This window comes from Sphingopyxis sp. H115 (genome assembly GCF_001468465.1).
Lineage (GTDB): Bacteria > Pseudomonadota > Alphaproteobacteria > Sphingomonadales > Sphingomonadaceae > Sphingopyxis.
This window is the reverse complement of sequence record NZ_LNSA01000009.1, coordinates 19,012-31,028: the sequence shown is the minus strand read 5'-3', so window position 1 is coordinate 31,028 and position 12,017 is coordinate 19,012. Positions and strand designations below refer to the sequence as shown.

Below are 12,017 nucleotides of genomic sequence, written 5' to 3'. Positions count from 1 at the left end.
GCATGACGAGTGGAGGATTTCATGGCCCATTATTTCGAGATCAAGAAGAACAAGGCCGGCGAGTTCGTCGCCTATTTCAAATATAACAGCGAAGCTATCTTCTGGACCGAAGGCTATTCGAGCAAGGCGTCGGCCAAAAATGCCATTGAATCGATCCTGAAAAACGGCCCGGGCGCCGAAGTCCGCGACGAAGCCTGACAAGAGCGCGCGGGCGTTCAGCGCGCCCGCGCGACTTTCAATGCTGCATCGCTGGCGAGTTGGTCCGCGATTTCATTGTCGCCGTGCCCCGCATGGCCCTTGACCCATATCCATTCGATCTTGTGACGGGCGCTTTCCTTGACCAGCCGCTGCCACAGGTCGGCGTTGGCGACCGGTTTTTTCGCGGCGGTCTTCCACCCGTTCTTTTGCCAGCCGAAAACCCATTTGGTGATGCCGTCGCGGACATAGACGCTGTCGGTCGACAGTTCGACGTTGCAGCTGCGTTTGAGCGCGGCAAGCGCCTCGATCGCAGCCATCAATTCCATGCGGTTGTTCGTTGTGTCTGCTTCGCCCCCCGACAGGGTCTTGACCACGTCGCCCCACCGCAGCACCGCGCCCCACCCGCCGGGACCGGGATTGCCCTTGCACGCGCCATCGGTCGCAACGATCACCGTCCTGCCGGTATTTTCGGTCATGCGAAGGCGAACAGGCCGGCGGCGTCAGCAGCGCTGTAGCGTTGCAGGCGGGCTAGGAAGGGCGAGGGGTCTTTGCGCGTAACGAGCGCATCGGCGGGCGTGTGGACCCAGTCGTGGGCCCGTGTCAGCAGGAAACGGAGCGAGGCGCCGCGCGCGAGGAGCGGCAGAGCGGCAGCTTCGGCCGCCGTCAGCGTGATCTCGCTGGCGTATCCGCGCATCAACGCCTGCGCGCGCGCCGGGTCGCAATGCCGGCCGTCGACCGAAAAAGCCCAGGATGCGTGGGTGATGACAAGATCATAGGCGCGAAAGTCGCTTGCTGCGAAATAGAAGTCGATCAGCCCGGTCACCCGGTCGCCGAGCATCAGCACATTGTCGGGAAACAGGTCGGCGTGAATGACATGCGCGGGCAGGCCGGAGGGCCAATGCGCATCGAGATGAGCCAGTTCGGCATCGACGATCGCCTGGAGGTCTGGAAGCACCTGATCGAGATCGCCGGTCGCCTGCGCAACGCTGCGCCAGTGGCGATGGCCCATGCTGTTTTCACGAGTGCCGCCATATCCTTCGAGCGCGCGGTGCATGGCGCCGAGCGCGGCGCCGGCCGCTTCGCATTGCGCGGGGGTCGGGTGCGTCAGCGAAATGCCGGGCAGGAACTGGATGACGCAGGCGGCGCGGCCGGAAATCCGCTGGATTGCGGCGCCCTCCCGGTCGCGCAGCATCGCCGGGACGGGACAACCGCTGTCCGCAAGATGCGTGAGCAGGTCGACGAAGAACGGCAGATCCTTTTCGCTCACGCGTTTTTCGTAAAGCGTGAGGATGAAGCGTCCGCCGGTCGTTTCGAGCAGGAAGTTGCTATTCTCGACCCCTTCGGCGATGCCCTTGCACGACAGGACGGTACCGATGTCGTAGCGCGAGACGAGCGCGGCAAGATCGTCGGGTTCGACGTGCGTATAGACCGCCATCAGGCCGCCGCCGGTTCGAGCCCGCGCGGCAATTTGAAGATCATATTTTCCTCGGCGGTCACGATGACCTGTTCGACCAGGAGCCGGTGCTGTGCGACCGCATCGATGACCTCGCGGACCAGCGTTTCGGGCGCGCTGGCCCCGGCGGTGATACCCAGCGTCCCGATGCCCGCGAGCCAAGCAGGATCGATTTCGACGCCGCGCTGGACGAGATGGGCCGGCGTTCCCATTCGTTCGGCGACTTCGACGAGGCGCAGGCTGTTCGAGCTGTTGGGCGCGCCAATCACGATCAGGCGATCGCATTCGCCCGCGATCGCCTTGACCGCTTCCTGTCGGTTCGAGGTTGCGTAGCAGATATCCTCGCCGCGCGGTCCGCTGATCTTCGGGAAACGATGCTGAAGCGCGGCGACGATGTCGCGCGTGTCATCCACCGACAGCGTCGTCTGGGTCAGGAAGGAAAGCATGTCCGGATCGGGCGGCGACAGCGCCGCGACATCGTCGACCGATTCGACGAGCGTCATCGCGCCGTCGGGCAACTGGCCGAGCGTGCCGATGACTTCGGGATGGCCGGCATGGCCGACGAAGACGATATGGCGCCCCGTCTCGTGCGCGCGCTCGGCCTGGCGATGGACTTTCGACACGAGCGGGCAGGTCGCGTCGATATAGTCGAGCCCGCGCATCTCCGCCTTGGCCGGCACGGCCTTGGGAACGCCGTGAGCGCTGAACACGACGGGCACGCCGTCGGGAACCTGATCGAGCGATTCGACGAAAATCGCGCCCTTTGCCTTCAGCGCATCCACGACATAACGGTTGTGGACGATTTCGTGACGCACATAGACCGGCGCGCCATATTTCTGCAGCGCCAGTTCGACGATGCGGATCGCGCGGTCGACGCCGGCGCAAAAACCGCGCGGCGCCGCGATCAAAACCCTGAGTTCTGCCGCTTCGCCGTCTTGCCGGTGCGCCATTGGATCGGGAAGGTTCATAATGCGGGCGCTCTAGCGCAGCACGGCCATTGGGGTAAAGCGACTTCGTCTGTGTTGCGCCTTGTTCATCGCACCGATAAGAAGCGGCGCGCATGAAGCGGGATCATTGTCCCGACGCCTGTCGATGCGCCTGTTTGGAAAGCCCGATTATCATGATGCCCATTTCGCTTCCGTCCCGTAAATTCCTGACCGTGCTGTGCGGCACGGCGGCCGTGGCGACGGTGGCGGGCTGCGCAAAGGACAATGAAATCGACGTCAACGGCGGGGTCGGCATTACCGCCACGCGTAGCGCCTGCCCGGCCGTAGCGGTGCCGCTCCATACCGGCGACATCACCTTGTTCGACCCGGCGACCAGCCGCGACGCGCATGCGATCGATGTTGTGGCCGCGATGACCAATGTGGTGCCCCAGTGCAACGACAGCGGCGGAGAGAAGGTGTACCAGCTCGTCGATTTCGACGTCGTCGCGACGCGCCGCGATGCCGGTCCGGCGCGCACGATCACGCTTCCCTATTATGCGACCGTCCTGCAGGGCGGCACTGCGGTCGTCGCCAAGCGGCTCGGCAATGTGACGGTGACTTTCCCCGAGGGGCAGGTGCGCGGCACCGGCCGCGCGCAGGCATCGGCCTATGTCGACCGTGCCGCGGCGACGCTGCCCGCCGACATTCGTGAACGGATCACCCGCCGGCGCAAGGCGGGCGACCAGGACGCGGCGGTTGACCCGCTGAGCCTTCCCGAAGTCCGCGCGGCGGTGCAGCGCGCCAGTTTCGAGCTGCTTGTCGGCTTCCAGCTGACGCAGGAGCAGCTCGAATATAACGTCCGACGATAGGATGTGCGGCGGCGCTGCGGCGCCGTTCGCTTGGCTATGCCCTGCGCGCCGCCCGGTGACGCAGGGCTTTTCGCGTGCGCCAAGCTGTTATAGGGCGCGCAAGACTTTCTCTGATCGATGATAGGCCCGTCCCGTGACCCTGTTCAGCCGCTTTTCCGACTATATCGGCGCCGCGCTCGATGCGCTCGCCGCGCGCGACGCCCTGCCTGACGGTCTCGACCGTTCGGCGATCAGCGTCGAGCCGCCGCGCGATCCCGCGCATGGCGACGTCGCGACCAATGCCGCGATGGTGCTCGCAAAGCCCGCGGGAATGAACCCGCGCGCGCTCGCCGAGCTGCTTGTCGCCGAACTGGGGGCGCTCGACGAGGTGACCGAGGCCAGCGTCGCTGGTCCCGGCTTCATCAACCTGCGCCTTGCCGATGACAGCTGGCGCGACGAACTGGCGCTGATCTTCAGCGAAGGCGCCGATTATGGCCGCTCGGCGATGGGGCAGGGGCGGCGCGTCAACGTCGAATATGTCTCGGCGAACCCGACGGGGCCGATGCACGTCGGCCATTGCCGCGGCGCCGTGGTCGGCGATGCGCTGGCCGCGCTGCTCGAATATGCGGGGCACGAGGTGATCCGCGAATATTATGTCAACGACGCCGGGGCGCAGGTCGATGTGCTCGCCCGCTCGGTTCACATGCGGTACCGCGAGGCGCTTGGCGAAGACATTGGCGCGATCCCCGAAGGCCTCTACCCCGGCGACTATCTGATCCCGGTCGCGGCCAGGCTGGCAACCGAATATGGCGACCGTTTCGTCGGCGCGCCCGAAAGCGCGTGGCTGGGCCTGTTTCGCGCCGAAGCCGTCAGCGCGATGATGGACATGATCCGCGCCGACCTTGCCAAGCTCGGCATCCATCACGACCTCTTCTCGTCGGAAGCCGAATTGCAGGCGGAGGGTAAACCCGCCGCCGCCGAAAAATGGCTGCGCGAGCATGATCTGGTCTATGACGGCCAGCTGGAAGCGCCGAAGGGCGAGACGCCCGAGGATTGGGAGCCCGTCGAGCTGCCGCTGTTCCGCTCGACAAAATTCGGCGACGATCAGGACCGCCCGATCAAGAAATCGGACGGCAGCTGGACCTATTTCGGCGCCGACCTCGCCTATCATTTCCAGAAGAGCCAGAATGCCGACGAGCTGATCGACATCTGGGGCGCCGACCATGCGGGCACGGTCAAGCGGATCAAGGCCGCGGTGGCGGCGCTGACCGGGGGCAAGACGCGTTTCGACGTCAAACTGGTGCAAATGGTCCGGTTGCTCAAAAATGGCGAGCCTTTCAAGATGTCGAAGCGCGCGGGCAATTTCGTCACCCTCGCCGATGTGGTCGACGAAGTCGGCAAGGATGCGGTGCGCTTCACCATGCTGACGCGCAAGGCCGACGCGCAGATGGATTTCGATTTCGCGAAGGTGGTCGAGGCATCGCGCGACAACCCCGTCTGGTATCTGCAATATGCCAACGCCCGTATTTCGCGACTGCGTAAGAAGGCCGCCGATGCGGGGATCGCATTGCCGGCACCTGCGCCCGCACGGCTGAACGCCCATGAGCTGGGACTGGTGAAATTGCTCGCGCAATTCCCGCGGATCGTCGAGGCGGCGGCATCGGCGCGTGAACCGCACCGCATTGCATTCTACCTTGCGGACGTCGCGGCGGCGTTCCACGCCTGGTACAATCTGGGTAACGATGACCCGGGCCTTCGGATCGTGCTCGACAATGATCCCGAATTGACCGCGACGCGCCTTTATTTGGCTGACGGAATCGGGCAGGTTATCCGCAACGGGCTGTCCCTGATGGGGGTTGAGGCGATCGAGGAGATGAATTGATGGCCGAGGGGAAGGACGCGGGGCAGGGCGAAGCAGGGCTGGGGCTCGATGAGGAAGACCGCCTGCCTTGGCTCGAAGCCGCCGATGGTTATGAGGATGATGGCGAGGTGTCGCCCGCGCGACTGCTGATCATGGTACTCGGCGGATTGCTGCTGATCGGCGCGGTGCTCGGCGGGCTGTGGTGGATCCAGAATGGCGGCGCGCGGGGCAAGGGCGAACTGATCGCCGCCCAGCAAGGCGATTATAAGGTGGCGCCGAAGACCGACGGTGCAAAAACCTTCGAGGGGGAGGGCGATGCCAGCTTCTCGGCCAGCGAAGGCGCCGAACCCGCGGGCAAGGTCGATCCGACGCGCATGCCCGAAGAGCCCGCGGTGACCCCGCAGGAGCGCGAAGCGGCGGCGAAGAAAGCCGCCGCCGACAAGGCTGCGGCCGCGAAGGCGGCAAAATCTGCGCCCGCCGACAAGGGCAAGGGCGCGCCGGCGGCGACCTCGGTCAAGACGCCCGGCACGGCGGAAAAGGCCGAACCCGCATCGGGCGGCGCGATGATCCAGCTCGGCGCCTTCAGCAGCGATGCGGCGGCGGCCAAGGCATGGACCAATTTGTCGAAGCGTTTCGCCTATCTGGCGGAGCTCAACAAGTCGGTGTCGCCCGCCAAGGTCGGCAACGCGACCGTTTATCGTTTGCGCGTATCGGCAGGAACGGCCGCCAACGCATCGAATTTGTGCGGAAAATTGCGCGTCGCCGGTGAAAATTGCGTCGTCGTCCGCTGATTCGGCCCGCTTGGCCGCAGACTCCGTTGGTACAACGCCACCGTTATGGCATGTTGCCGATCCTGATTGCCGTGTGAGGGGGCGGCGATCGATGGAGATTGACGCACGATGATACCGGCTATTTTCGGCCTGTCGGGCCTGACCCTCACCGACGACGAGCGCGCTTTCTTTCGCGACAGCGACCCTGCGGGCTATATCCTGTTCGGGCGCAATATCGAAAATCGCGAACAGCTGCGTCGCTTGACCGACGAACTCCGCAGCCTTGACGGGCGCGCGAACCTGCCGATCCTGATCGACCAGGAGGGCGGGCGTGTGGCGCGCATGAAATCGCCCGAATGGCCCGCTTTCCCGAGCGGCGCGGCGTTCGACGCGCTGTACGAGCGTGCGCCGGCGAGTGCGATCGAGGCGGCGCGGCTCAATGCCATGGCGCTCGCGGCGATGCTGTCCGAGGTCGGAATTACGGTCGATTGCCTGCCGCTGCTCGACGTCCGCCAGCCGGGTTCGAGCGACGTCATCGGCGATCGCGCTCTCGGCAGCGAACCGATGCGCGTTGCGGCGCTCGGCCGCGCGATCCTAGGCGGGCTGCAGGATGGCGGCGTCGTCGGTATCGTCAAGCATATCCCCGGACACGGGCGGGCCTTGCTCGATTCGCACAAAGAACTGCCGGTCGTCACGGCGCTCGACCGCGATCTCCAGACCGATCTGGCGCCCTTCGCGGCGCTGCGCGACGCGGCGATGGCAATGACCTGTCACGTTGTCTTTACTGCCTGGGATGCCGACCGGCCGGCGACGCTGTCGCCGATTATCATCGACAGCGTGATCCGCCAGCGCATCGGTTTTCACGGCCTGCTGCTGAGCGACGACCTCGATATGGAGGCGCTTTCGGGAGACGTGCCCTCGCGCGCCGCCGATGCGGTCGCCGCCGGATGCGACATCGCGCTCAATTGTTGGGGCAAGATGGACGATATGGTGGGTATCGCCAATGCGCTCGACCCGATCAGCACCGTGTCGTTGGCGCGGCTGGAAGGCGCGATGGACCGGATCGCCGGGGCGGGCGATCACCACCGGGCCTTTGCTTCGCTGGTCGATCAGCGCGACGCGTTGCTCGCGACTGCCTGACGCGCGATGGACGAACTGCCGCTCGCCTTTGAAACGACGGTGGCGGTCCCCGAACGCGATGATGCCCTGCAGCTGTCGCTCGAAAGCTGGGAAGGCCCGCTCGACCTGCTGCTCGCGCTGGCGCGAAGCCAAAAGGTCGACCTCAAGCAGATATCGATCCTTGCCCTCGTCGAGCAATATCTGACCTTCATCGCCGAAGCGCGCGAACTGAAGCTGGAGGTGGCGGCCGATTATCTGGTGATGGCGGCGTGGCTCGCCTACCTCAAATCGGCGCTCCTGCTTCCGAAGGACCCGCTCGAGGACCCATCCCCCGACGAGTTGGCGCTGCGCCTGCAACTGCGCTTGCAGCGGCTGGCGGCGATGCGCGAGGCAGCGGCACGCCTGCTGGCGCGCGATCGTATCGGCCGCGACGTGTTCCTGCGCGCAAAGCCAGAGGGTCTGCGCGACGTTCGGGTGCGGCGGTGGGATGCCAGCCTGTACGATCTCCTGTCGGCCTATGGGCAGGTCAAGCTGCGCAACGAACCGGTCGTCCATATGGTCTCGCGGCGTCCGGTCGTCACGCTCGACGCGGCGCTTCATCACCTCCAGCGAATGCTGGGGGTAAAGCTCGACTGGGCCGAACTGTCCGATTTCCTACCGGCCGATTATGACGGCCCGCTGCGCCGTTCGGCAATTGCGTCGAGTTTTGTCGCCGCGCTCGAGCTGGCGCGGCAGGGCCGCGTCGACTTGAGGCAGGACGGCGCGTTCGAACCCCTTTACCTGAAAGCCGCACAAGCATGATCGACGACCTGGAACGCGCAATAGAGGCGATGCTGTTCGCGAGCGACGAACCGCTCGACGCGCGCCAAGTGGCGAACCGCCTCGGTGACGAAATGACGCCGGGAGAGGTGCGGACGATCATCCAGACTATTGCGGCGCGGCACGCGGGGAGCGGGATCGAATTGGTCGAGCGCGGCGGTCACTGGCATTTCCAGACGCCCGCCGACCTGGCGCATCTGCTGCGCCGCGAACGCGATGATCCGCGCAAATTGTCGCGTGCGGCTGCAGAGGTATTAGCTATCGTCGCCTATCATGAACCGGTGAGCCGCGCGGAGATCGAAGCAATCCGCGGGGTGCAGACTTCGAAAGGCACGCTCGACGTGCTGATGGAAGCCGAATGGATTGCCCCCGCGGGGCGGCGCGAGGTGCCCGGACGTCCACTGATCTATAAGACCACCGACGCATTTTTGCAGCATTTCGGGCTTAGCAGCCGCAAGGATTTGCCGGGTATCGAAGATCTGCGCGCCGCAGGCCTGCTCGATCCGGTCGATCTGGCTTTCGAAGAGGCGATGGGCGAACTGGACCTGGTCAAAGACGGCGAAGAAGCCTGACGTTTTTTTCAATCGTATCGTGCATTCGGCGGGGCTTCCCCCTATATGGGCGGCTCAAGGAGATTTGAGATGGGTGGTTTGAGCATCTGGCACTGGCTGATCGTCGGGATTCTGGTCCTGCTGCTGTTCGGCAAGGGTCGCTTTTCGGACATGATGGGCGACGTCGCCAAAGGCATCAAAAGCTTCAAGAAGGGCATGGCCGACGATGATGCGCCGACCCCGGCGCCCAAGCAGATCGAAGGCCAGCGCGTACCCGACGCACCGGCGCCGACCCCGACCGCGGAAACCGAGAACCGCTGATTTCCGGCCGCCTGCGGGGATTGAGCTTTTAAATGTTTGATGTCGCGCCCACCGAGTTGTTGCTCGTCGTGGTGGTGGCCTTGGTCGTCATCGGCCCCAAGGACCTGCCCAAGGCGATGCGTTTCGTCGGCAAATGGATGGGCAAGGCGCGCGGCATGGCGCGACACTTTCGTGCCGGACTCGACACCATGATGCGCGAAGCCGAGCTGGAAGAGCTCGAGAAGCAGTGGCGCGAGCAAAACGAAGCGATCATGCGCGAATTTCCTCGCATCGACGGGACCGACGCCGTCGCGGCCTCGACACCCGTGAAAGCCGAAAAGGCCGACGAGGCGCCGGAGCCGCAAGCGGCGGCGGAAAAGCCCGAGACGCATGAGATCCCGCCGCGCGACGGACCGTTGCCATGAGCGAAGACGTGCCCGCGAAACCGGCCGACGAGGATGGCGGGGGCGGCAAGATGCCGCTTCTCGATCATCTGATCGAACTGCGGTCGCGCCTGCTCAAGTCGCTGCTAGCGGTCGCGCTGGCATTCGGTGTCTGCTTTTATTTCGCGCGCCCGATCTTTGCGATCCTCGTTCAGCCGCTGATCGCGGCGGGGCAGGGCAAGCTGATTTATACGCAGCTGTTCGAGGCGTTTTTCGTCGAGGTGAAGGTAGCCTTCTTTGCGTCGATGATGATCGCTTTTCCGGTGATTGCGAACCAGCTCTGGAAATTCGTCGCGCCCGGCCTCTATCGTCAGGAAAAGCGGGCGTTGCTGCCTTTTCTGTTCGCGACTCCGCTCTTGTTCGCGATCGGCGCCAGCTTTGCCTATTTCATCACGATCCCGCTGGCGCTGCGCTTCCTGCTCGGTTTTCAGGGCAATGTCGGCGGAGTGACGCAAGAAGCGCTGCCATCGGTCGGCAATTACCTCGATTTCACCATGCAGTTCATCATGGCGTTCGGGATTGCGTTCCTGTTGCCGATCCTTCTGATGCTTATCGAGCGTGCGGGCCTCGTCAGCCGCGACCAGTTGATTTCGGCGCGCCGCTATATGATCGTTGCGGCCTTTGCGATCGCGGCGGTTGCTACGCCGCCCGATATCCTGAGCCAGTTCCTGCTCGCGGTGCCGTTGATCCTGCTCTACGAGATTTCGATCTTTGCGATCTGGTTTACCCAGCGCCGACGCAAAACAGGCGCCGAAGAGGCGCCTGTCGAGCCTCTCGAAGAGGCTTAGGGTAAGTTACACAAGATCAGTTGATGGCGTCGCTGCCTGCCTGGCCGACGGATTCGATATCGCGGCCAGCACCCTTCACCGTGTTGCAACCAGTGACCAGAACGCTTGCCAGCAGGGCGAGGAAAATTGCACGGAAGCTCGTCATATTACCAACCTCTCAGGATAAGTTGCAAAATGGCCCGGCGCGCTTCGAGGGGGGGGAGGGAATGCGGGCCGGGCCAATGTTGCTGAGCAGCGCTGCGGGGGGGCGATGACCGCTGCTCGAATGGGAAACGACCAAGCGGCGAGATAAGTTCCCGAGAAAAATCGCAGCGATGAAATTTTTTTCAGATATTTTTGAATCGTTTGGATTCCAGCGGCTTGGCCTTAGAGGGAGGTCAGCCCGCTGAGCACCGCCAGCCCCAGGAAGGCGAGAAAACCCATGGAATCGGTGGTCATCGTGACGAAAATCGAACTCGCCACCGCGGGATCCTGATCGAGCCGGTCGAGCAGGAGCGGGATCGCGACCCCGGCAACGCCCGCGACGAAGATGTTCACGATCATCGCTGCGGCGATCACCACGCCGAGCTGCGGATTGCCGAACCATAGCGCCGTCGCCGTGCCCGCGATGAGGGCAATCGTGCCACCATTCAGCAGCGCGATCTTCATTTCGCGCCAGATCGCGCGCCAGCTGTTCGAATCAGTCAGCTGGTTCATCGCCAGCGCGCGGACGGTCACCGCGAGCGTCTGTGTGCCGGCGTTTCCGCCGACCCCGGCGACGATGGGCATCAATGCCGCGAGCGCGACCATATGTTCGATCGCGCCGCCGAAGAAACCGACGATCGACGACGCCACCAGCGCGGTACCCAGATTGGCGACCAGCCAGCGGACGCGCGCGCTGTAAGTTTCGCGGATCGGTTCGTTGATGTCGCCGTCGCCGGCGCCCGACAGGCGCAATATATCCTCGCCCGCCTCTTCCTGGATGATGTGGACGATGTCGTCGACCGTGATCATTCCGACCAGTCGGCCGTCCTTATCGACGACCGCGGCCGAAATCAGCGCATATTTCTGGAAGCGCAGCGCGACCTCTTCCTGATCCATGTCGATGGGGATCAGCGTCTGTTCGCGCTTCATCACGTCGCTGATCGCGATATCGCGCGGCGTCCGCAGGATCCAGCTTAGCTGACAGGTGCCGACCGGCTTGTGCATCGGATCGACGACGAAGATTTCCCAGAAATCACTGGCGAGATCGGTGTCTTCGCGGAGGCGATCGATGACGTCGCCGACCGTCACATGCTCGGGCACCGCAACGAGGTCGCGCTGCATCAGGCGTCCGGCCGATTCCTCCGGGAAGGAAAGGGCGTCCTCGATCGCGGCGCGATCTTCGGGCTCCATCGCCTGGAGGACAGCTTGCCGCTCGTCCGCCTCCATATCCTCGATAATCGCAACCGCGTCGTCGGTATCGAGTTCGGAGGCGAGCTCGGCGACCTGTTCGGGCGCCAGAAGATCGATTAATTCCTCGCGAACATAATCGTTCATTTCAGCGAGCACGTCGGCGGACAACATGTCGCCGAGGACGGCCGCGAGCATCGGGCGTTCGTCGGTGCGCGCCAGTTCGAACAGGTCGGCGATGTCGGCGGGATGGAGGCGTCCGACGCGTTCGCGCGCGGCTTCGCCTTCGCCCGCCTCGGCGAGGTCGATCACGTCGCGGACGAATTCGGGCTTCAGCCGGTCATCCTCGTCGAGTTCGGTCTCGGTTTCGCGCGGCAGCAGCTCGCGATCTTCGATGACCCCCGCGTTTTCGGGCGGCAGGGATTCTTCGCGTTTGTCCATCGCGCGGTCCTCCCTGGCTTTTGCGGCGTCCGAGCTTTCCCCTAGTGCTGCGGCCCGCCGAAGGCAACGCCGCGAACGGCGTTTTGCGATTTAATGCGTGGCATTGGCGGCGACCCCCGCTATGGGACC

The 12,017-nt window shown here is 64.2% G+C and carries 15 protein-coding genes; 10 read left to right on the top strand and 5 right to left on the bottom strand.

The window, feature by feature from the left end; genetic code table 11:
• The first annotated feature begins 21 nt into the window (after nucleotides 1-21).
• Nucleotides 22-198 (top strand): YegP family protein, encoded by a 177-nt coding sequence (locus ATE71_RS21655; protein WP_082665147.1) that lies wholly within the window; start codon nucleotides 22-24, stop codon nucleotides 196-198.
• A gap of 17 nt (nucleotides 199-215) precedes the next feature.
• Here the strand turns inward: ATE71_RS21655 and rnhA are convergent, their stop codons facing one another.
• From rnhA to ispH, 3 genes are read right to left on the bottom strand one after another with little or no spacing between them, the layout of a single operon-like run.
• Nucleotides 216-674, bottom strand: a complete 459-nt coding sequence (rnhA, locus tag ATE71_RS08365; protein ID WP_058803017.1) for a ribonuclease HI — start codon at nucleotides 672-674, stop codon at nucleotides 216-218.
• Nucleotides 671-1,633 (bottom strand): homoserine kinase, encoded by a 963-nt coding sequence (gene thrB / locus ATE71_RS08360; RefSeq protein WP_058803016.1) that lies wholly within the window; start codon nucleotides 1,631-1,633, stop codon nucleotides 671-673. The genes rnhA and thrB overlap by 4 nt, the downstream gene beginning before the upstream one ends.
• A complete protein-coding gene (gene ispH, locus ATE71_RS08355; protein ID WP_235587964.1) occupies nucleotides 1,633-2,619 on the bottom strand; it encodes a 4-hydroxy-3-methylbut-2-enyl diphosphate reductase in 987 nt (328 codons plus the stop codon). The genes thrB and ispH overlap by 1 nt, the downstream gene beginning before the upstream one ends.
• 152 nt (nucleotides 2,620-2,771) lie before the next feature.
• On the opposite strand from ispH, the gene ATE71_RS08350 reads away from it, so the two are divergent.
• From ATE71_RS08350 to tatC, 9 genes are all read left to right on the top strand, one after another.
• Entirely contained in the window at nucleotides 2,772-3,446 is a 675-nt protein-coding gene (locus ATE71_RS08350; RefSeq protein ID WP_058803130.1) for a hypothetical protein, read from the top strand.
• A gap of 133 nt (nucleotides 3,447-3,579) precedes the next feature.
• Nucleotides 3,580-5,307, top strand: a complete 1,728-nt coding sequence (argS, locus tag ATE71_RS08345; protein WP_058803014.1) for an arginine--tRNA ligase — start codon at nucleotides 3,580-3,582, stop codon at nucleotides 5,305-5,307.
• Entirely contained in the window at nucleotides 5,307-6,077 is a 771-nt protein-coding gene (locus tag ATE71_RS08340) for an SPOR domain-containing protein (protein WP_058803013.1), read from the top strand. Before argS ends, ATE71_RS08340 begins: the two co-directional genes overlap by 1 nt.
• Before the next feature lie 108 nt (nucleotides 6,078-6,185).
• On the top strand, nucleotides 6,186-7,196 hold the full coding sequence (gene nagZ / locus ATE71_RS08335; protein WP_058803012.1) for a beta-N-acetylhexosaminidase: 1,011 nt from the start codon (nucleotides 6,186-6,188) through the stop codon (nucleotides 7,194-7,196).
• 6 nt (nucleotides 7,197-7,202) lie between these two features.
• Entirely contained in the window at nucleotides 7,203-7,976 is a 774-nt protein-coding gene (locus ATE71_RS08330) for a segregation and condensation protein A (protein ID WP_058803011.1), read from the top strand.
• A complete protein-coding gene (scpB, locus tag ATE71_RS08325; protein ID WP_058803010.1) occupies nucleotides 7,973-8,566 on the top strand; it encodes an SMC-Scp complex subunit ScpB in 594 nt (197 codons plus the stop codon). The genes ATE71_RS08330 and scpB overlap by 4 nt, the downstream gene beginning before the upstream one ends.
• 69 nt (nucleotides 8,567-8,635) lie before the next feature.
• Nucleotides 8,636-8,866 (top strand): twin-arginine translocase TatA/TatE family subunit, encoded by a 231-nt coding sequence (locus ATE71_RS08320; protein ID WP_058803009.1) that lies wholly within the window; start codon nucleotides 8,636-8,638, stop codon nucleotides 8,864-8,866.
• A 32-nt stretch (nucleotides 8,867-8,898) separates the two neighbouring features.
• Entirely contained in the window at nucleotides 8,899-9,270 is a 372-nt protein-coding gene (gene tatB / locus ATE71_RS08315) for a Sec-independent protein translocase protein TatB (protein ID WP_058803008.1), read from the top strand.
• Entirely contained in the window at nucleotides 9,267-10,076 is an 810-nt protein-coding gene (gene tatC / locus ATE71_RS08310; RefSeq protein WP_058803007.1) for a twin-arginine translocase subunit TatC, read from the top strand. Before tatB ends, tatC begins: the two co-directional genes overlap by 4 nt.
• A 16-nt stretch (nucleotides 10,077-10,092) precedes the next feature.
• Here tatC and ATE71_RS08305 read toward each other — a convergent pair whose 3' ends face one another.
• Complete coding sequence (locus tag ATE71_RS08305; protein ID WP_058803006.1) at nucleotides 10,093-10,221, bottom strand: entericidin A/B family lipoprotein; 129 nt, start codon at nucleotides 10,219-10,221, stop codon at nucleotides 10,093-10,095.
• Nucleotides 10,222-10,442: 221 nt separating this feature from the next.
• Entirely contained in the window at nucleotides 10,443-11,888 is a 1,446-nt protein-coding gene (gene mgtE / locus ATE71_RS08300; protein ID WP_152998701.1) for a magnesium transporter, read from the bottom strand.
• Between the last annotated feature and the right edge of the window lie 129 nt (nucleotides 11,889-12,017).